The organism is Methylotenera sp. (assembly GCF_029945705.1).
GTDB lineage: Bacteria > Pseudomonadota > Gammaproteobacteria > Burkholderiales > Methylophilaceae > Methylotenera.
On the sequence record NZ_JAQSDC010000045.1, the window covers coordinates 84,728 to 105,844 of the forward strand.

Genomic DNA, 21,117 nt, shown 5'->3' on the forward strand with positions numbered 1-21,117 from the left:
ACAAATTATGTGAAATTATAGAGGATATAAACCTGATTACATAAGAGCTATTTAACATCGCATGATAAAATAACCATTTTATTGTTAATGTAAGTTACTGTTAAATATGACCGTTCGTACTCGTTTTGCTCCTAGTCCCACTGGTTTTTTGCACATTGGTGGTGCTCGTACCGCTTTATTTTCTTGGGCTTTTGCTAAAAAGCATGGCGGAGATTTTGTTCTACGTATTGAAGACACCGATGTGGCGCGTAGTACGCCAGAAGCGGTGCAAGCCATACTAGATGGTATGCAGTGGTTAGGGCTGGATTATGACGAGGGTCCTTTTTACCAAATGCAACGTATGGATCGCTATAAAGAAGTGATTCAAACTATGCTGGATGCAGGTAGTGCCTATTATTGCTATTCTAGTCGTGAAGAGCTTGACGCCTTGCGCGAGCAGCAAATGGCGAATAAACAAAAGCCACGATATGACGGAAAGTGGCGTCCAGAAGTTGGAAAGGTATTGCCTACACCGCCAGCAGGTGTGGCCCCTGCTATTCGCTTTAAAAACCCAGTAGATGGCGTAGTGGCTTGGGATGATATGGTGAAGGGTCGCATTGAAATTGCCAATACTGAACTTGATGATTTGATTATCGCCCGTGCTGACGGTACACCTACTTACAATTTCTGTGTAGTGGTTGATGACAGCGACATGGGTATTACGCAAGTGATTCGTGGTGATGATCATGTCAACAATACGCCACGTCAAATCAATATGCTCAAGGCGCTTGCTGAGTTGGATGAAAAAATCGTTGTGCCACAATATGCCCATTTGTCTATGATTTTAGGTAATGACGGGCAAAAGCTTTCTAAGCGCCACGGTGCTGTGAGTGTGATGCAATATGACGATGACGGTTATTTACCAGAAGCGGTGATTAATTACTTGGCACGATTGGGCTGGAGTCACGGTGACGAAGAGGTGTTCAGTAAACAGCAGTTTGCCGAGTGGTTCGATTTAGACCATATCACGCCATCTGCCGCGCAGTTTAATACTGAGAAATTGAATTGGCTGAATGCGCATTACATTAAGCAAGCGGATAACGCATATTTGGTTAAAGATATTACTAAGCGCTTGCATAAGCTTGGCGTTACGGTAAGTGAGCAACCAGTTTTATCTGCAGTGCTTGATTTGTATAAAGAGCGTGCGAACACTTTGAATGAGCTAGCCGCCAGCATCGCGTATTTTTATCAAAATCCTGTGATTGATGAAGTTGCCGCTGAAAAGCATTTAACGGCTGAAATAAAACCTATTTTGGCTGCCTTGGTGCAATCATTGAGTAGTATTGATTGGCAGGCGGAGGCTATTCATCATGAAATTGAAGCCGCTGTTACCAGTAACGCACTGAAATTTCCTAAAGTGGCGATGCCTTTACGTGTGATGCTGACAGGTATTGCACAATCACCAAGTATTGATCAGGTGATGGCTCTGTTGGGTAAAGATGAAGTGTTAGCTAGACTTAATTCAGCGCTTAAGTAGCGTTTAAATTTCATATGAATATAGGTGGTGGCTATTGAAATTTTAGCCAGCCACCTCATATTGAATAAGTGCTTTAGAATTTTCTGATATTTTGATAGAAAAATAGAACGAATTGCATTGTTCTAAATCTCAACAAGAGTAACATCAGTAATGTAGCTGGTGCTATGTAGTATTTATTTAACTCCAAGCAATAGGAGACATCATGATTCAAAAAGGGCAAATGTTACAAGACCCATTTCTTAACGCCTTACGTAAAGAACACGTCGCTGTATCCATCTATCTCGTTAACGGCATCAAATTACAAGGTCAGGTTGATTCTTTTGATCAATACGTGATTTTGCTTAAAAATACTGTGACTCAAATGGTCTATAAACACGCTATTTCAACCATTGTGCCAGCGCGCATGGTCAATGTTAATTTGCCAGAAGATGAAGCTTAAACAGGACTGGTAAACTCACCGTTGAAAGATATGTTTGAAAGACCAAGTGGCGGCGATGCTGCCATTATGGTGAGTGTGGATTTCGGCGATAATGACTACGAAGAAAGCTTAAATGAACTTCGTCAACTCAGCATTAGCGCAGGTTTATCTATACGCGGCACCATTGAAGGTAAGCGTGTTACACCAGATGCCAAGCTTTTTATCGGTAGCGGTAAAGCCGATGAGTTGGCGCAGATGATGCAAGCCAGTGAGTCTAATATCGCAGTGTTCAATCATGATTTATCTCCCTCGCAACAGCGCAATTTAGAGCGCTTACTGAAAGCGCGTGTGGTGGATAGAACTGGTCTAATTCTCGATATATTCAGTCAGCGTGCGCAAAGCCACGAAGGTAAGTTGCAAGTTGAATTAGCGCAGCTAGAGCATTTGTCTACGCGTTTAGTCAGAGGTTGGACGCACTTAGAGCGTCAAAAAGGTGGTATTGGTGTGCGTGGTGGGCCGGGCGAAACGCAGTTGGAGCTCGATCGTCGTTTGCTGCGTGTACGTGTTAAGCAGTTGCGTGAAAAACTCATTAAACTCAAGGCGCAGCGCGGCATGCAGCGCAGGGCGCGTAAGCGTTCTAATGTAATGACTGTGTCGCTGGTGGGCTATACCAACGCGGGTAAATCTACCGTGTTTAATCGCCTAACCAAAGCGGATATTTACGTAGCTGACCAATTATTCGCCACGCTTGATACCACCACACACAAAATTTATATTGCAGATGCTGGTTCTGTCGTACTTTCAGACACGGTTGGGTTTATTAAGCATTTGCCTCACGCCTTGGTTGAGGCGTTTGGTGCAACCCTAGAAGAGGCTGCTCAAGCCGACTTGCTTCTGCATATCGTCGATACCGCTAGTACCAATCGCGATGAGCAGATTGCACAAGTCAATAAAGTGTTATTAGAAATCGGTGCAGCGAATGTGCCTCAGATTTTAGTACACAACCAGATAGATAGAGTCGGTCTGCCGCCCTCTATCAGCCGAGATGAATATGGTAGAATCACGACCATACACGTATCTGCTAGAACGGGCGAAGGAATGGATTTGTTAAGGCTGGCCATGGCGGAACACAGCCAGCATTTGCAGAAACTAAGCACTGAAGAGAGCGCTTATGCCTAGTTTTCAGTTTTATGGCATGGAGTTGAATGCAACTTGAAATGCTTTGAATAGTCAGAGTTTTAGCTTTAAATATATTTATACGATTAAGTTTCTTTGGAGTTTTAAATGATTAAATTTCCCGGATGGTGGCAACGTAATAATGAAGGCCCACCAGATTTGGATCAAGTGATGCGTGATTTAAGCCGCAAGATTAATAATATGTTTGGCAAAGGTAGTGGTAATCAACCTAGTAGTTCGAATGGTGGAAACGTAAGCCTTCCTATTCTTCCAATTCTTGCTGTCATATTATTAATATGGTTAGCTACGGGTTTCTATATGGTGGATTCTGGCTCTAAAGGTGTCGTTCAACGTTTTGGTAAAATGACCGATGACACTACGGAACCTGGCCCGCGCTGGCATTTACCATACCCCATGGAAAAAGTGACTGTAGTAAATATGGAGCAGGTGCGCCGTTTAGAAGTGGGTTACAGAACGATGGGTGAAGGCGGTGGCGGAAAAACAAAACAGCCGCGTGAAGCTTTAATGCTGACAGAAGATGAAAACATTATTGATTTGCAATTCGCCGTGCAATATAACCTGAATAATGCCAAATACTATTTGTTCAACAATCGTGCAACGGATGATGCTGTGATGTCAGCTGCAGAGTCAGCAATTCGTGAAGTGGTTGGTAAAAATAAATTGGATGATTTATTGCAAAAAGGTTTGGCTGATACTTCTCAACGTATGCAGACGATATTAGATAGCTACAAAACAGGCGTGCATATTATCAGCGTCTCTTTACAGAGTGCACAACCACCTGAGCAGGTTCAAGAGGCATTTGAAGATGTAAACCGCGCTAATCAAGATAATCAGCGACAAGTGAATGAAGGTCAAGCATATGCAAATGACGTGATACCTAAATCACGTGGTAAAGCATCAAGACTACTAGCTGAAGCCGCAGGTTATAAACTTAAAATTGAAAGCGAAGCGCGTGGTAATGCAAGTCGCTTTGAGCAAATTTTAGCGCAATACAATAATGCACCAGATGTGACGCGTCAACGCTTGTATTTAGATGCGCAGGAGCAGATTTTATCAAGCGTTAGCAAAGTAGTGGTTGATCAAAAAGCTGGCAGCATGTTGTACTTACCCTTGGATAAATTAATGGGTTCTAATACTGCAGCTGCACCTCAACAATCTCAATCGCTACAGTCACTCAATACGCCGGCTGCGCCAGCGGTAGACCCGACAGTAGATCGCTCGCGTGATGCTTTCCGCAGTCGTGATAGAGAAAGTAGATAGGCGAAAATGATGAAAAATATAACAAGTGTTCTAATTTTAGTTTTAGTTGGTATTATCATTTTGTTCAACTCAGCTTTCATGGTTGATCAAACTGAATTTGTAGTTGTTAAGCGCCTGGGCGAAATTGTTGCCGTAAAAAAATCGCCAGGTCTTTATTTTAAGATGCCATTTATCGATGATTTAAAGACATTTGATAACCGCATTGTGACCTTGGATTGGGAAGAGCCAGCAAGATTTGTAACGAGTGAAAACAAATATATGCTTGTGGACTCATTTGTCAAATGGCGCATTATTGACCCTGCAAAATACTACGTTTCAATTAAAGAAGGCGGTGAGTCAGCCGCTGAAAATCGTCTTTCTAACGTTGTTAATGCTGGGTTACGAGCTGAATTTGGTAAGCGTACTGTGCATGATGTGATTGCAGGTGAGCGCAGTGCAGTGATGGATAGTTTACGTAAAAGTGCCGACTTAGAAGCCCGTCAAATGGGTATCGAAGTAGTTGATGTGCGCCTAAAACGTGTGGACTACTCTGAAGATATTAGTAAGTCAGTATTTGATCGAATGATTGCAGAACGTAAGCGTATTGCCAATCAGTTGCGCTCAGAGGGTTCTGCCGCGTCTGAGAAAATTCGTGCCGATGCTGACAAACAGAGCGAAGTGATTATTGCGGAAGCGTATCGCGATGCCCAAAAAACTAAGGGTGAAGGTGATGCTTTAGCTGCTTCAATTTATAATCAAGCTTATAGTAAAAATCCTGAGTTCTATGCGTTTTACCGCAGCACAGAGGCGTATAAAAATAGCTTTAAATCTAAGAGCGACGTGATGGTGTTAGATCCAGGATCTGATTTCTTCAAATACATGCGTAGCCCTGCTAAGAAATAAAGATTTCTTAATGGGAAACGCGCTATTAATGGCACTAGGCTTAATGTTGATATTAGAAGGCCTATTGCCATTATTGCTGCCACAAGCTTGGCGCGATACTTTTAAACGCATGATAGAACTCAAAGATGGTCAGTTACGTTTTATTGGGTTAATGTCGGTGATTGGCGGATTAGTGTTATTTTTGTTAAGTAAATAATGGCTGACTTAGTCATTTAGTATCAACCCCATATGTAAAAACCGTTGTAAAGACCGTAATAAAAAAGTGATGATAAAAAATGCGTAATTGGTTACTCCCAGAATATATTGAAGATGTTTTACCTGCCGAAGCCGCTCGAATAGAGATATTGCGTCGTACTTTGTTAGATTTGTTCAAAGTACATGGCTATCAATATGTGATTCCACCAATGTTGGAATATATGGAGTCATTGATTACAGGCGTAGGTCACGATTTAGATTTAGCTACTTTTAAAGTGGTGGATCAGCTGACAGGCCGTTTGATGGGCGTGCGTGCTGATATGACTCCGCAGGCTGCGCGTATCGATGCGCACTTGTTGAATCATCAAGGTATTACCCGTTTATGTTACGCAGGCAGTGTACTAAGGACTAAGCCAGATGGCCTTGCGCAGACGCGCGAGCCGCTACAGTTGGGTGCCGAGCTATATGGACATGCAGGCGTTGCTAGCGATATTGAAATTCAACGCTTACTTATCAAAGCCCTACAAGCCATAGGCATTGACCAATTGCACATAGATTTTAGTCATGTGAATATATTCGGTAGTTTGATTGAAGCTAGTCAAGTGGCGCCGCAGTTAGAGCAAGCGTTGTATGCTGCTTTGCAAAGTAAAGATCAATCTAGCGTTGCCGCACTTTCACAGCATTTAGATAAAACCACTCGCGAGGCTTTGTTGCATTTAACTGAGTTAAATGGTGATAAATCTATTCTGACCAAAGCAGAAAAAGTGTTACCTAATACGCCTGCTATTAAAGAGGCTTTGACCAGTTTAATTCAAGTGAGTACCGCGCTAGAAAATTTAAATGTAACTGTCAGCTTTGATTTAAGTGAGTTACGTGGCTATCACTATCACAGCGGTATCGTATTTGCTGCATATGCACAAGGCTACAAAGGCCCATTGGCACTTGGTGGACGTTATGATGAAGTTGGTCAAGCCTTTGGCCGCGCGCGCCCTGCGACTGGGTTTAGCTTGGACTTGCGCGGCGTAGTGACCGCCTTGCAACCAGCTAAGCCAAATATGGCCATATTTGCACCAGCTAATGATGATGCAACTTTATCTGTTAAAATTGACAGCTTGAGAGCTGATGGGCAGATTATCATTCAAGAGCTGTCTGGATTTGAGTCAAATCTTGATGAGCTGAATTGCGATAGAAAACTTGTGCATTACAGCTCTGGCTGGCACGTGGTGGCTATCGATAAAGTCTAGATTAAGCAGATAGATAGACAAGCAGCTTTTAATCAAATATTAAATTAAATATTCAAAACTAAAATTATAAAGTAAACGTTATGGCAAACAATGTAGCAACAAATCTCGCAGCAAAAAATGTCGTTGTTATCGGCACGCAATGGGGTGATGAAGGTAAAGGCAAAATAGTTGATTGGTTAACTGACCATGCGCAAGGTGTGGTGCGCTTTCAAGGCGGCCACAATGCGGGACATACATTGGTGGTAGGTCAGGGCGATGCTCAACGCATTTACAAACTTAATCTTGTGCCTTCAGGCATCGTTCGTTCTGGAATTAATTGCTATATCGGTAATGGTGTTGTACTAGATGCAGGACACTTGTTAGGTGAAATTACCGCACTTGAAAAGGACGGTTTAGAAGTTAAAAGCCGCTTAAAAGTCAGCTCTGGCTGCCCATTGATTTTAAATCATCATGTAGCCGTTGACGTTGCACGTGAAGCTAAACGTAGCGCAGATAAAAAAATTGGTACGACAGGCAAAGGTATAGGCCCAACTTACGAAGATAAGGTAGCACGCCGTGCTTTACGTGTTTATGACTTATTCTACCCAGAACGTTTTTCAGAAAAACTAAAAGAAGTGATGGATTATCATAACTTCGTACTGACTAATTATTTAGGCGCAAAAGCGGTTGATTTTAATCAACAATTTGATGCAAGTATGCAACATGCGATTGCTTTAAAACCAATGATTAGTGACATTTCTGCTGATTTATATGCAGCCAATGCACGTGGTGACAATCTATTATTTGAAGGTGCTCAAGGTACCTTGCTTGATATTGACCACGGCACTTACCCGTATGTGACTTCAAGCAACTGTATCGCAGGTCAAGCTTCAGCAGGCACAGGTGTTGGTGCCAATATGTTGCATTACGTTTTAGGTATCACCAAAGCTTACACAACGCGTGTGGGTGGCGGTCCTTTCCCAAGTGAGTTAGATATCGATACTGCAGGCGCACCTGGCACGCAAATGTCAGTCAAAGGCCAAGAAATTGGTACTGTGACTAAGCGTAAACGTCGCTGCGGTTGGTTTGATGCTGCGGCGCTACGTCGTTCAGCCATGATTAACGGCCTGACAGGCTTGTGTATCACTAAGCTAGATGTATTAGACGGCATTAAAGAGCTTAATATTTGTACGGGTTACGAGTTAGATGGTAAAAAAATTGATTTACTGCCAATCGGTGCAGATGATGTTGCTGGATGCAAACCGATTTATGAAACTGTACCAGGTTGGTCAGAGAATACTTTTGGCGTAAAGACTTGGGATGGTTTGCCGAAGAATGCACAAAACTATTTAAAACGTCTAGAAGCACTATGTGGCGTTCCAGTTGCGATTGTTTCTACAGGCCCTGAGCGTGATGAAACGATTGTGATTGAGCATCCTTTTTCTAAGTAACTTTTTTGTGAAATGGTGGAGTAGTGTAAATGGAAGTTATTGGTATATTAATATTACTGGCTTTAATATACATTGCATTAGCTTTAATGAATATTCATCGCACATTAGAAGAGTTTGTTAATAAAAATCAGTTTAACCACAACAGACTTTTTGAGGGAAATGTTAATTCGTCAGTTGGGTTAGGAAACATAATGGATGATATAAGAAAGAAGATAAATCCAAAGCCATGGGAAAAATTCAACGAACCAGAGTAACGGACAGCTTCAGGCTTGTCTGTCTTACAAACTAATAAAATCGCACCATGAATCAAATACAACAAAAACGTCTTGCATGGGCTATTACAGGCTCAGGGCATTATTTGCGCGAATCTTTAGCTGCGCTTACTACGCTAGAAAATGTTGATATTTTTCTAAGTAAAGCTGCTTCTGAAATCATTAAGCAATATGGCTTTCAGGCGCAATTAGATGCCACTGGACACAGAGTGTATCAAGATAAAACGGCAAGCAGTGTGCCGGTTGAGTTATTTTACGAAGGCAAATATCACACCTTGGTGATTGCCCCTGCTACATCCAATACCATTGCTAAAATGGCCTACGGTTTTTCAGATTCTTTAGTCACTAATTTATTTGCACAGGCTGGTAAAACGCGTGTTGCTAGTATTATATTTGCTTGTGATACTGCGCCAGAGCTTGAGTCGGAAGCGCCGCGTGACAATGTTGTTAAAGTTTATCCGCGTAAAATTGATTTAGAAAACGTGGCAAAATTGGCTGATTTTGAGGCAACACAAGTGGTGGCAGATATTGCTGCGCTTACACATGCAATTCATGTGCGCTTAAATGAAATCCGCAACTAAAGACAAAAAGCCCGCAGAAAATTTACTGTTTTTAACAGGTAAATTGGCTGAAAAAAGCCTGCATAAAATATTAGCTGAAGTCCAAAGTAATCCTAAAACTCCCCCATTCAAATATCGCATTCAGCAAATTGGCGTTTCTGTTGCCGCGCTGATGACGCCTGAATTAATAGCTCGCAGACTGAAAGAAACAGGGGATGCTGATAAGGTGATTTTACCTGGCTTATGCTTAGGTGATATTAGCCAGTTGGAGGCGCAGTATGGCGTACCTGTTGAACGTGGCCCTAATGATTTAAAAGATTTGCCGCAGTATTTTGGTCATGCAGGTGTTACGCCTGATTTAAGCCAATACGACGTTCAGATTTTTGCGGAAATAGTTGATGCGCCTTTTTTAAGTGTAGAGGACATCATTAAGAAGGCCCAGCAGTATAAGTCGCAAGGGGCCAATGTAATTGATCTAGGTTGTTTGCCTGCGGTGCCATTCTTGCACTTAACCGATACAGTCAAAGCGCTTAAAGCATTAAATTTTAAAGTTAGTGTTGACTCGCTGAATACGGATGATTTACTTACCGCAGGGCATGCGGGCGCTGATTTCTTACTAAGTCTTACAGAAAATACATTGTGGGTTGCTAAGGAAGTAGCCTCTACGCCCATTCTAATTCCAGCTAAACCGCATAGTTTGCCTTCTTTGTACCGAGCGATTGAGGCCTGTTTGAAAGCGGGTAAGCCATTTATCGCCGATGCGATTTTAGATCCGATTCACTTTGGCTTAACCAATTCAATCGTACGCTACCAAAAGTTACGTAAAAAATATCCTGATATTCAAATGATGATGGGGATTGGCAATCTGACAGAACTTACAGACGCTGATACAACAGGCATTAGCGCGCTGTTATTTGGCATTATTAGTGAGTTGAACATTAATGCAGTATTGGCCACCTCTGTAAGTGCGCATGCAGTTAATGCTGTTGCAGAAGCTGATATTGCCAGGCGTATGATGCATGCAGCAAAAAATGATGATAGGCTGCCGCGTGGCTACAGTAATGGCTTACTTGGTTTACATGATAGACGTCCATTTACCTACAGTGCTGATGAGGTAAAAGAAATAGCGGGTATGATTAAAGACCCAAGTTTTCGTATACAAGTCACTCAAAACGGCGTGCATATTTATAATCGGGACGGTATACATGAAAGCACCGATCCCTTCGCGTTGTATCCGCATCTAAAAGTGGATAATGATGCATCGCATGCGTTTTATTTAGGTGTAGAGTTGGCACGAGCGCAAATTGCATGGCAACTAAAGAAGCGTTATGTGCAGGATCAAGAGCTTGAATGGGGCGTGAATACTAAGCCGCAAGAACAAACGAATAAAACAGCGCATCGCGAAGCTTCAATTAAAGAACGAAAAGAAGCTAGTAAGAAGGCTAATCAAGATGATATTTGAAACGATTATTAGCACAGTCAATAGCCAAGGCGAGGCGCATGTTACGCCATTTGGCATACAGGTGCAGGACGGTTTAGTCGTCATCTCACCTTATAAGCCTTCAGTCACGTTAGATAATATTCTTGCTACGCAACATGCGGTGATGAATTTAACCGATGATGTACGCGTATTTGCTGGTGCTTTAACTAGGCGACAAGCTTGGTCGCTTATAGCAGCCGAGAAAATTGCCGGTTACAGACTGGCAGAGACCTTGGCACATAAAGAGCTAAAGTTAGTCAAAATTAATGAAGATGCATTACGCCCACAACTATTTTTAGAAGTGATACATGAAGTGCAGCACCAGTCATTTCTGGGTTTTAATCGAGCTCAGGCTGCAGTGATTGAGCTTGCTGTACTTGCAAGTCGCTTGAATATGTTAGCTAAAGATAAGGTGTTAGCTGAAATGCAATACTTGCAAATTGCAGTAGATAAAACCGCAGGTGAACGTGAATTACTAGCATGGACTTGGCTAACTGAAAAAGTAGAAAATTTTTACGCACAACAAGCAGGTGAGAACTTCGCATGAATGCACCTATAAACGCAACGGTAAATGCCCCTGCCTTAACCAATGCTAATACAGCGCAATTGCAAGCAACTCAGTTATTAATTAGCGTAACTACCATTGAAGAGGCGCGAATGGCCTTGGAAAATGGCGCTGATATCATTGACTTAAAAGAGCCAAGTTTGGGCGCTTTGGGGGCCTTACCTATAGCAACAATTCAAACGATTGTTGCTTATGTACAAAACACAAAAAATACAGATAGTAAACTTACCAGCGCAACTATAGGTGATTTACCGATGGAGCCAAAGTTGCTGTTAGCACATGTTACTGAGTTAGCTACAACAGGAGTGGACATCATCAAAATTGGTTTTTTCCAAACGGATGACTACCAAACATGCTTACACGCACTTAAACCATTAGCGCAAAAAGGTATGAGGCTCATGGCAGTATTTTTTGCGGAAACCACCTATCCACAGGGTTTGATTTCCGCTATTGAACATGCAGGTTTTATGGGCATTATGTTAGATACTGCAAAAAAAAATGGACTCACTTTGCTTGATTATTACCCACAAGAGCAAAGAGTGGTGTTTGCAAAGACCGTACTTGGGCATGGCCTGCAATTGGGTTTAGCTGGTTCTTTAAAGTTACAACACGTGCCATTGATTAAAGAGTTAAGTCCCAGCTATATCGGTTTTAGGGGAGGTGTTTGTGATGACAATCAACGTAATCGAGCACTTGATGCAACGAAAATAAAAGCAGTTCGTAAAATAGTGTAAATTTGTTGTAAAAAAACAACTAAAACATTTGAATAACATTGATTTGTAAACATTTATGATTGCGCTAAACGTGAGTGGTGCGTAATATCGAACTTAATGAAATTTTGATTTTGATAGACCAAAGAAGTATTTTAATTAGGAGTAAAACGAATGAAAAAAAATCTTATTAATCTTGCAGTTGCAGCAACTCTAGGCCTAGCAGCATTTGCTGCATCAGCAGAAGACATGTACCGCGGCGCTTGGTATGCTGTTCCTGGTGTTAGCTATATGAACACAGATAACGATTTAAATGCAAACAATGGGCCTGGTGTATTTTTGAAACTTGGCAAAGAATTAAGTGAAAGCTGGGATGTTCAAGGTGGATTAGGTTATAACAGAGCCACGCAAGATACTGGTGTGGCTGGTGCATCTGGTCGTTATAAACAAACTACTTTGGGCTTAGATGCTCTTTACATGTTTAGCCGTAGTAATTTCCGCCCATTTGTGTTGGCTGGCTTAGGAGTTGCACGCAATAAAGTTGATTATACTGGTACTGGTTTAGTTGGCGATGATAGCAAAACATCATGGTTAGGTAACGTTGGTCTAGGAGCACAGTACTTAATTAACGACAGTTTTGGTCTGCAGGCAGATTTGCGTGAACAATGGAGCCGTGCTCCTCTTGGCAGAACTGCAGTTGGTGCAGCTAATGATAATGGTACTATTGCTAATACATTGTTAAATTTAGGTGGTATATTCCGCTTCGGTGCTCCAGCACCTATGCCAGTAATGGCAGCAGCAGAGCCTGCACCAGCTGCAGTTGTTGAGCCAGCTCCTGCACCAGCTGCAGTTGTTGAGCCAGCTCCTGCACCTGCTCCTGTAGCATGTAAACCAAATCTTGAAACTGTAACGGTAAGTGCTGAAAAACTATTTGGCTTTGATAAAGCTAAATTACAAGATGGTGCAAAACCAGTTTTAGATGAAACAGCTGCCAAAATTAAAGCCAACCCAGAGTTGAAAATGGTTATTGTAACTGGTCATACAGATCGCATTGGTTCTACAGCTTACAACCAAAAACTTTCAGAAAAACGTGCTGCAATTGTTAAAGACTACCTAGTTTCACAAGGTGTTGATGCAGCAATTATTTCTTCTGTTGGTAAAGGTGAGTCAGATCCAGTTGAAGCATGTAAAGGTGTAACTGGCAAGAAATTAATCTCTTGCTTAGCTCCTAACCGCCGTGTTGTAATTACTGGCGAAGCTACAAAAGAATCAGGCTGTAACTAAGCTGCAATAGATAAGTCTTAATAGACTAATCAGAAAACCCCGCAATTGCGGGGTTTTTTATTGATCATTTTTTATAGATAAGTCCTCAACTTAAGTTCTGAATTTATACCTTTAATCGTTATAATAAGCGTATGAGAAAACAAGTTGACTTAGTCATAGAAGCGCGTTGGTTATGTCCAATTGTGCCCAAGAATACGCTTTTAGAATATCAATCTGTTGTGATTCAATCTGGAACAATTATTGATATTTGCGCAACATCTTCAGCTTCTGAGCTTTATCAGGCAAATGAAGTTGTACAGTTAGTGGAACATATACTAATTCCTGGATTAATTAATCTGCATACACATGCTGCAATGAGCTTAATGCGTGGTGTAGCTGATGATTTACCACTGATGACTTGGTTGAATGAGCATATTTGGCCTGCCGAGCAGGCGATATTGTCTGAGCAGTATGTGCAAGATGCTACTTTATTGGCCTGCGCTGAGATGTTAAGTGGCGGTATTACTTGTTTTAACGATATGTACTTTTACCCGCGAGCAACGTCTGTTGCGGCAAGTCAGGCGGGTATACGTGCAAATCTAGGCTTGGTGGTTTTAGAGTTTCCAACAGCCTATGCGACTGATGCTGCTGACTACTTGCAAAAAGGCTTTGATGCGCACGATAGTTGGCGTGGCAATCCATTGATTTCAACTTGCATCGCCCCGCATGCGCCTTACACAGTCTCCAATCAAACTTTTGAAACCGTACTGACCTATGCCGAGCAATTGGGGCTTGGCATACATACACATTTGCATGAAACACGCGATGAAATTGCCCAATCTCATGCGCAATTTGGCTTACGGCCATTGCAGCGATTGGCGGAGTTAGGTTTGTTAGGCCCTAATTTCCTAGCGGCACATGGTGTGCATTTACTCGATGGTGAGATAGCCATGTTGGCTGAATTTGGTTGCCATATAGCACATTGCCCAAGCTCCAATTTAAAGCTTGCAAGCGGTATAGCGCCAATATCAAAATTACTAGCTAAAGGTGTGAATGTTGGGTTAGGGTCGGATGGGGCGGCAAGTAATAATCGATTAGATATATTTGCTGAAATGCGTTTAAGTGCGTTGTTGGCAAAAGGGTTAAGCGAAGATGCAACGGTTATTCCCGCACATCAGGCGTTAGAGATGGCAACTATTAATGCCGCTAAAGCAATGGGCTTGGAAGATAAAGTTGGTTCGATTGAAATAGGTAAGTTGGCAGACTTAACTGCAGTGAAGTTGAGTGAGCCCATTATCAATCCATGTTATGACCCTATTTCACATTTGGTGTATACCTGTGGTCGCGAGCACGTGAGTCACACTTGGGTTGCCGGGGAGTTGCGCTATAGCAATGGACTTTATGCCAATATTGAACCATTAGAATTAAAAGAAATCATCAATACATGGCAACCAAAACTGCAACAGCATAAACATTAATACATAGATTTGCCGATTAAAAACAGAGGTCAGCACAGAGATGAATATAGAGTCGATTCCAGAAGTTAATCCTGAAATTAATCCAGCACAGCCAGTCAATGCAGATCATTTGGAGCTGCAAAAATTTGGTGAACTTGCGCATAAATGGTGGGATAAAAACAGTGAGTTCAAACCGCTGCATGAACTTAACCCATTGCGACTTGCTTGGATAGATGAATTAGCTAGCCTGAAAGGCAAGCGAGTGCTTGATGTCGGTTGTGGCGGTGGAATCTTATCTGAATCTATGTATTTTGAAGGTGCTGATGTTGTCGGTATTGATTTAGGTGAAAAGGCGCTCAATGTTGCAAAACTGCATCAGTTAGAGAGTGGCGCAAAAGTTGACTATCAATACATTGCCGTAGAGCAACTTGCGGCGCAACAGCCCGCCAGTTTTGATGTGGTGACCTGCATGGAGATGCTTGAGCATGTTCCTAACCCCGCTTCAATCATTGCGGCTTGTGCGCGTCTAGTAAAACCAGACGGCTCAGTGTTCTTCTCGACCATTAACCGTAATCCTAAAGCGTATTTATTTGCGGTGATTGGCGCAGAGTACTTGTTGAACTTGTTACCTAAAGGTACACATGATTATGCTAAATTTATTAAGCCTTCAGAGTTGTCTAGTTGGGCTAGGCAAGCAGATTTGAATGTCACAGCCATGCGTGGCATGAGCTACAACCCAATCACACAACATTACAGCTTAGGTGAAGATGTTTCAGTTAATTACATGGTGCACACCATTAAATCAGTAGCATGAAAACAGTTCTATTCGATTTAGACGGTACCCTAGTGGATACCGCCCATGACCTAGGCTTGGCCTTAAATATACAATTGGCACGTTATGGCAAACCTGCACTTGCTCATGATGTTATTTGGCCTATAGCCTCACATGGCTCACGCGGTTTATTGGCGCTAGGCTTTGGTATTACACCCGCAGATGTAGATTTTGAAGATAAAAAGACCGAATATTTAGATTTGTACGAAACAGTCTTTACGAGTAAACCGATATTGTTACCAGGTATCGCGGAATTGCTTGATGAGCTAGACGCGCGCGCGGTTAAATGGGGTATCGTTACTAATAAACCTCGTCGCTTCTCGGTGGATTTAACTAAAGCCGTCAATATGGGCAGTAAAAGCTTGTACGAACGTTCCGCATGCTTGGTGTGTGGTGATGATGCGTCGCAGCCTAAACCAGCACCATATACTTTGCTAATGGCTTGTGAAGAAACAGCAACACAGGCAAGTGACTGCATTTATGTGGGCGACGCTGAGCGAGATGTACAGGCGGGCAGGGCGGCTGGTATGAAAACCGTGGTGGCTTTATTTGGCTATATTGCTGAAACGGACAAACCACTTGAATGGAATGCCGATATAGTGATTAAAGCGCCTAAGGATTTATTAGAGCACTTAGACTAGTGTTGTTGGAGTTGTTGCGTTAAACAACATTGCGCCGTTCCATCATTGCCTGTGCAAGTGTGCCGCTATCCACGTATTCAATCTCTCCACCCATCGGCATGCCGCGCGCGATCCGACTAGTTTTGATACCTCGTGCTTTAAACAACTCGCTAATATAATGTGCGGTGGCTTCGCCTTCAACTGTATAGTTAGTGGCAAGAATCACCTCATTCACAATACCATCTTGCGCACGCTTAATGAGTTTGTCTAAGTGAATTTCTTTGGGCCCGATGCCATCTAGCGGCGATAGTCGACCCATTAAAACAAAGTACATGCCAGTGTAGGCGTGTGTGTTTTCCAGCATTAGCAAGTCTGTAGGCATTTCAATCACGCACAGTAAGTTTTTGTCGCGGTTATCGGCAGCGCATAACGGGCAAATTGGTTGCTCGCTAAAGGTATTACATAACTTGCAATGGTCAACGACCTCTAAGGCGGTTTCTAGTGCCGATGCTAGCGCGCCAGCGCCGTTTCTGTCTCGTTGTAAGAGATAGTAGGCCATGCGCTGCGCAGACTTTGGTCCAACACCAGGTAAACAGCGTAAGCTATCAATCAACTGTTCAAGTGCTGGAGGGTTTTTCATTATTTGCTAATCAAACGTGGTGAGTACGGTCGTTAATTACAGTTGTTAATATTAGAACGGCAGTTTCATGCCAGCAGGCATGTAGTTTGCCATGCGTGCTGAAGAAGTCGCTTCTGCTTTAGCTGTCGCATCTTTAAGCGCAATCACGAGTAAATCTTCTAAAGTTTCTTTGTCATCCATCACGCTATCATCTAAAGTCACGCGCTTGACTTCGTTTTTACAAGTCATGAGTACTTTCACTAAACCGTTAGCAGCAACTCCTTCAACATCTACATTAGCTAACTCTTCTTGCGCCTTTTGCATGTTAGCTTGCATTTGCTGGGCTTGCTTCATTAAATTGCCCATGCCACCTTTCATCATTTTGATCTCCTTAGTTCTTAGGTTAATTAATATTGTAAATAACGTTTATAATTTTTAGATTGGCTTAATTGAGTTTTGGATGATGGTTGCCCCAAACTCGTTGATTAAAGCCTGCACAAAGCCATCTTCTTCAATGGCGCTTTCAGCACCAGCTTGCGCTACAGCTTTTTCTTGTGCCACTTCTTTTGCTGGCGTATTCACACTGCCTTCTACGCTAAATTCCAAGCGGATTTTTCTGCCGAAATGTTGCTGCAAAGCAGCGCTTAATTTGTCCTGATACATTGCGCTTAGTAAGCCTTTGTCTTTATCTTGCACGGCAAAACGCATGGTATTTTCATCAAAGCTTAATAGGGCACTATTGAGTGCTAGGTTACGCGCTAGGCCAAGTTTGAGTTGGTCTAACAAGCCACGCCAATTACCATTGAATTGGATTGGCGTGCCAGTTTCAAAACTCTGCTCAGTGGAGTCTCCATTGCTTGATACTAAAGCTGGTTCTGCAACTTCTTGGATAGTTGGCGCAATTAGTTGCGGGCTATAGTTTTTTTCAAAACCAGGTGAAGATTGTTGCTCTGTAGCTTGCAAAATTGGCTGTAACGCCATTGCTGGTTTAGTTTCAACCACTGGCGCACTGATGCTAGCTGGACTTAAATTAGCTGCTATGGTGGTTTTTGTCGGCGGTCTTTTTGCTTCACTTTCACTGGGCGTAAAAGCCAGCATGCGTAATAAGCTCATGGTGAAGCCAGCAAACTCATCTGGCGCCAAGCTAATGTCACGACGACCTAATAGTGCGATTTGATAGTAAAGCTGCAATGTTTCTGGAGAAATGCGTTGAGCCAAGTCCAATAACTGATTTCGTTCAGGTAAGTCATCTGCAATGCTGTCTGGCACGGTTTGCGCAACGGCGATTTGATGCAGTAATTGTGCTAAATCATTTAAGGCAACTTCAAATGATAGGCTACGTTCTTCCATAGACTTGGCTTGCGCAATAATACTGGCGCCATCGTTAGCTAATAATGCATTGATGAGTTGATACAAATAACTTTGGTCGATTGCGCCCAACATTGCGCGCACTTCAGATTCATTAACGGTTTGACCGCCATAAGCAATGGCTTGATCGGTCAGTGATAGCGCATCGCGCATACTGCCTGCGGCAGCGCGGGCGATGAGATGCAGTGCCGTTGGTTCAAATGGAATGTTTTCTTGTCCAAGAATATTTTGCAAATGTTCAATAATCGAGGTGCCTGCCATTTGACGTAAATTGAACTGCAAACAACGCGATAATACTGTGACTGGCACTTTTTGTGGATCAGTGGTCGCAAGAATGAATTTAACGTGCGCAGGGGGTTCTTCAAGTGTTTTAAGCATGGCGTTAAATGCACTTTTTGATAGCATATGTACTTCATCGATGATGTACACTTTGAATCGGCCAGACGTAGGCGCGTATTGAGCATTATCTAGCAAATCGCGCATCGCATCGACTTGCGTATTGCTAGCCGCATCCACTTCAATGAGGTCTACAAAGCGACCTCTGTCGATTTCTGTACATGCGTCACATACGCCGCAGGGTTTAGCGGTAATGCCTTTTTCGCAATTGAGCGATTTAGCTAAAATACGCGCAACCGTGGTTTTGCCTACTCCGCGTGTGCCAGTAAATAAGTACGCGTGATGTAAACGGTTTTGTTCTAATGCATTGGTAAGCGCACGTACTACGTGATCTTGCCCAACAAGGGTTTCAAATGATTTGGGACGCCATTTACGGGCTAAGACTTGATAAGACATAGGCTCAACTTTAGCTGAAAATTTAGATTACACAATGTCATTCATACATAGCAACAACTAGATAGGCTAAAAATCTAGGTTGGCTGAAAATCCAAGTTACCTAGAAATAAAGAGGCGAGCCCTTACCCCGGCACTTGCTTAATAGTTGTGGCTGCTTGCTTCCGCACCTGACCAGATTGGCTACTTCACAATGCGGGGAGGCCCGCCAAATGTAATTTTACAATACTTTGACGCATAAACCGCAAAGCTTAGAATAATATTTTTCTAAAATAGACCGATAAAAGCATTCCTAAATTTGCATTTGATTTTTTGCATATGTTGGAAAATACTAGATATATCATTTTGGGGCTGTAATCAATTGACTTTCATTAAGTTTATTTAGAGAGAAGTTTTTTAATTAACCAAGCTATGTCTAACCCAAGTAAATCAAGCAAACCTGCACTCGTACCGCTAGATATAGCGCGTGAAACCTTTAAGCAAATGGCATTGCGACGCGTTGTTCCATCGCCAGATAATTACTTGCTTATTTACAATGAAATAGCTGGTATTACAGTTAAAGAAACTGCTGAGTCAGCTATTAGAAAAGCGCTTAAACAACTGCCTAATGAAACGACGGAGCAGAGTAAATGGATTAATCGCTGGGATAAATTATTAAAGCAGGAAAACTGGGCTGACTTGTCTACATTGTTGAACGACAGTATGGATGCGAATGTGGCGGTATCCAAGCAGTGGCCAGATGCGATTCGCGAGCTCATTCAACATTGGGATGCTAAGCAAGTTGGGCTGGATGTTACAAGGAAAAAAGAGGCGCTAGAAAAAGTGTTGATTAACTTTGGTAGTGATCCACTTTTAGCACAAAAATTGCAAGCATTGGCCAATAATTGGAAAACTTATGGCGTCTCAGATGCATCGTCTTCAAAAGGGATTGAAGTCATTGCGCAAGTTGAAGGTAAGCTACTTAGTTTAGGTGATGCTGCAGTTTTAAGCGACTCGGCTTTGGAAACCTCTGATTTGAGAGATTCAGGTTTAAACACACATAATTTAAGCACACCAAGTTTAGCATCGCCTGAGGTCCTAAATCCTGGCTATGAACCAGACCAATTTCAAGAAACATTTCGAGCATTGCAAGATATGTTAAAGCAATCACTTAATCACGGGTTAATCCCGAGATTAGATGGTTATCCAGAGCTAAAAGAAGAGGCTGAGCAGATATTTTCCATGTCTGAAAAGGCACGAAAACTAAAAGAATGGCAAGTTGTCGTTAAACAGTTTAGAGCACTGTTAGTCAGAGTTGAGTTAATTGGCGCTAATGAAGAGGGTATTAAGCAAGATTTATTAAGTTTACTTAAATTGTTGATTGATAACATCGGAGAGTTAGTTGCAGATGATCAATGGGTACGCGGGCAGGTAACCTCTGTACAAACTATTATCTCTGGTCCTCTAGATAGAGCATTAATCGTAGATGCGGAGAAAAGTCTGAAAGAAGTAATCTTCAAGCAAGGCATGCTTAAACATAGTTTGGCTGATGCTAAAAATGCATTCAAAAGTATGATTGCGACATTTGTTGACCGCCTTAGTCATATGACTAACTCGACCGATACCTATCAAAGTAAAGTAGGGCAGTATGCTGACAAGTTGGCGGAAACTGAGGATATTGCACAAATTAATACTTTGTTAGAGAGTTTAATGAAAGATACGCATACTATGCAAACCGATATTGTGCGGTCTCGTGACTCTATGATGCAGCAGAGCGCAGAGGTTGAGGTTGCGCAACAGAAAATACTGCAGTTACAGGCTGAGTTATCTCAATTAAGTGAAAAGGTGTCGATAGATCAATTAACGGGTGTACTTAATCGGCGCGGCTTAGATGAAGCGATGCTGAAAGAAATATCACGTGCAGAACGCGGTGCTAGTTCTCTATGCGTTGCCTTGCTGGATATTGATAACTTTAAACATTTTAATGATAACTATGGACATCAAGTGGGTGATACCGCCTTGCAGCACTTAGCCAAAGTGATACAAGAAACCTTGCGACCTACCGATATTGCAGCACGATTTGGTGGAGAGGAGTTCGTCATATTGTTGCCAGATACCAGTATTGATGCGGCTATTGAGACTATTTCACGATTGCAGCGTGCCTTAACCAAGCAATTCTTTTTAGGCAATAACGAGCGATTGTTAATCACTTTTAGTGCTGGCATTGCCTTGTATAGGGAAGCAGAAGAGCAAGTTACTGTGCTGAACAGAGCTGACCAGTCGATGTATCTTGCTAAAAAGTCTGGTAAAAATCGTGTAATGACTGAAGTTGATTTAGAAATAGCTCGCAAAAACTAGTGAATTTATTGTTAGCTGCTTTGTTAGAGATTAATTGAATTTACTTGTAATAAAGTTCAAGAGTAAAGTTCAAGCAAAGCCTGAGTGTTATATTGTCGGTTAA

Annotated in this window: 21 protein-coding genes and 1 other RNA gene; 18 read left to right on the top strand and 4 right to left on the bottom strand. The window is 42.3% G+C overall.

Going from position 1 to position 21,117, the window contains the following annotated elements:
• Positions 1-106: 106 nt before the first annotated feature.
• The 17 genes from gltX (at position 107) to PSU78_RS09970 (ending at position 15,922) form a co-directional block, all read left to right on the top strand.
• A complete protein-coding gene (gene gltX, locus PSU78_RS09890; RefSeq protein WP_300387533.1) occupies positions 107-1,516 on the top strand; it encodes a glutamate--tRNA ligase in 1,410 nt (469 codons plus the stop codon).
• Positions 1,517-1,718: 202 nt separating this feature from the next.
• A complete protein-coding gene (hfq, locus tag PSU78_RS09895; protein WP_300387535.1) occupies positions 1,719-1,955 on the top strand; it encodes an RNA chaperone Hfq in 237 nt (78 codons plus the stop codon).
• 30 nt (positions 1,956-1,985) lie between these two features.
• The gene (gene hflX / locus PSU78_RS09900) at positions 1,986-3,113 is read left to right on the top strand and encodes a GTPase HflX (protein ID WP_300387537.1); all 1,128 of its coding nucleotides are present in this window, start codon (positions 1,986-1,988) and stop codon (positions 3,111-3,113) included.
• A gap of 105 nt (positions 3,114-3,218) precedes the next feature.
• Positions 3,219-4,391 (top strand): FtsH protease activity modulator HflK, encoded by a 1,173-nt coding sequence (gene hflK / locus PSU78_RS09905; RefSeq protein WP_300387539.1) that lies wholly within the window; start codon positions 3,219-3,221, stop codon positions 4,389-4,391.
• A gap of 9 nt (positions 4,392-4,400) precedes the next feature.
• A complete protein-coding gene (gene hflC / locus PSU78_RS09910) occupies positions 4,401-5,273 on the top strand; it encodes a protease modulator HflC (protein ID WP_300387581.1) in 873 nt (290 codons plus the stop codon).
• A 10-nt stretch (positions 5,274-5,283) separates the two neighbouring features.
• Positions 5,284-5,469, top strand: coding sequence for a DUF2065 domain-containing protein (locus PSU78_RS09915; RefSeq protein WP_300387541.1), 186 nt, complete (start codon positions 5,284-5,286; stop codon positions 5,467-5,469).
• Positions 5,470-5,548: 79 nt separating this feature from the next.
• A complete protein-coding gene (locus PSU78_RS09920; RefSeq protein ID WP_300387543.1) occupies positions 5,549-6,712 on the top strand; it encodes an ATP phosphoribosyltransferase regulatory subunit in 1,164 nt (387 codons plus the stop codon).
• A gap of 80 nt (positions 6,713-6,792) precedes the next feature.
• A complete protein-coding gene (locus PSU78_RS09925; protein WP_300387544.1) occupies positions 6,793-8,142 on the top strand; it encodes an adenylosuccinate synthase in 1,350 nt (449 codons plus the stop codon).
• Positions 8,143-8,171: 29 nt separating this feature from the next.
• Positions 8,172-8,396: a hypothetical protein gene (locus PSU78_RS09930; protein WP_300387546.1), complete on the top strand. Its 225-nt coding sequence runs from the start codon at positions 8,172-8,174 to the stop codon at positions 8,394-8,396.
• A gap of 47 nt (positions 8,397-8,443) precedes the next feature.
• The gene (locus PSU78_RS09935) at positions 8,444-8,995 is read left to right on the top strand and encodes a flavoprotein (RefSeq protein ID WP_300387548.1); all 552 of its coding nucleotides are present in this window, start codon (positions 8,444-8,446) and stop codon (positions 8,993-8,995) included.
• On the top strand, positions 8,979-10,436 hold the full coding sequence (locus PSU78_RS09940; RefSeq protein ID WP_300387550.1) for a DUF6513 domain-containing protein: 1,458 nt from the start codon (positions 8,979-8,981) through the stop codon (positions 10,434-10,436). Before PSU78_RS09935 ends, PSU78_RS09940 begins: the two co-directional genes overlap by 17 nt.
• Positions 10,426-11,001, top strand: coding sequence for a DUF447 domain-containing protein (locus PSU78_RS09945; RefSeq protein WP_300387552.1), 576 nt, complete (start codon positions 10,426-10,428; stop codon positions 10,999-11,001). Before PSU78_RS09940 ends, PSU78_RS09945 begins: the two co-directional genes overlap by 11 nt.
• On the top strand, positions 10,998-11,753 hold the full coding sequence (locus PSU78_RS09950; protein WP_300387553.1) for a (5-formylfuran-3-yl)methyl phosphate synthase: 756 nt from the start codon (positions 10,998-11,000) through the stop codon (positions 11,751-11,753). Before PSU78_RS09945 ends, PSU78_RS09950 begins: the two co-directional genes overlap by 4 nt.
• Positions 11,754-11,903: 150 nt before the next feature.
• Complete coding sequence (locus PSU78_RS09955) at positions 11,904-13,013, top strand: OmpA family protein (RefSeq protein ID WP_300387555.1); 1,110 nt, start codon at positions 11,904-11,906, stop codon at positions 13,011-13,013.
• A gap of 131 nt (positions 13,014-13,144) precedes the next feature.
• Positions 13,145-14,470: a TRZ/ATZ family hydrolase gene (locus tag PSU78_RS09960; RefSeq protein WP_300387557.1), complete on the top strand. Its 1,326-nt coding sequence runs from the start codon at positions 13,145-13,147 to the stop codon at positions 14,468-14,470.
• 40 nt (positions 14,471-14,510) lie between these two features.
• The gene (gene ubiG / locus PSU78_RS09965) at positions 14,511-15,263 is read left to right on the top strand and encodes a bifunctional 2-polyprenyl-6-hydroxyphenol methylase/3-demethylubiquinol 3-O-methyltransferase UbiG (protein WP_300387559.1); all 753 of its coding nucleotides are present in this window, start codon (positions 14,511-14,513) and stop codon (positions 15,261-15,263) included.
• Positions 15,260-15,922, top strand: coding sequence for an HAD-IA family hydrolase (locus PSU78_RS09970; RefSeq protein WP_300387561.1), 663 nt, complete (start codon positions 15,260-15,262; stop codon positions 15,920-15,922). Before ubiG ends, PSU78_RS09970 begins: the two co-directional genes overlap by 4 nt.
• Positions 15,923-15,941: 19 nt before the next feature.
• Here PSU78_RS09970 and recR read toward each other — a convergent pair whose 3' ends face one another.
• The 4 genes from recR to ffs form a co-directional block, all read right to left on the bottom strand.
• Positions 15,942-16,541: a recombination mediator RecR gene (gene recR, locus PSU78_RS09975; RefSeq protein ID WP_300387563.1), complete on the bottom strand. Its 600-nt coding sequence runs from the start codon at positions 16,539-16,541 to the stop codon at positions 15,942-15,944.
• 51 nt (positions 16,542-16,592) lie between these two features.
• Complete coding sequence (locus PSU78_RS09980) at positions 16,593-16,901, bottom strand: YbaB/EbfC family nucleoid-associated protein (RefSeq protein WP_300387564.1); 309 nt, start codon at positions 16,899-16,901, stop codon at positions 16,593-16,595.
• Positions 16,902-16,955: 54 nt separating this feature from the next.
• Positions 16,956-18,680, bottom strand: a complete 1,725-nt coding sequence (gene dnaX, locus PSU78_RS09985; protein ID WP_300387566.1) for a DNA polymerase III subunit gamma/tau — start codon at positions 18,678-18,680, stop codon at positions 16,956-16,958.
• 110 nt (positions 18,681-18,790) lie between these two features.
• Positions 18,791-18,887: signal recognition particle sRNA small type (gene ffs / locus PSU78_RS09990), an RNA gene on the bottom strand.
• A 201-nt stretch (positions 18,888-19,088) separates the two neighbouring features.
• On the opposite strand from ffs, the gene PSU78_RS09995 reads away from it, so the two are divergent.
• Positions 19,089-21,014 carry a GGDEF domain-containing protein gene (locus PSU78_RS09995; RefSeq protein ID WP_300387568.1) on the top strand — a complete coding sequence of 642 codons (1,926 nt, stop codon included), beginning with the start codon at positions 19,089-19,091 and terminating at the stop codon, positions 21,012-21,014.
• Positions 21,015-21,117: the final 103 nt, after the last annotated feature.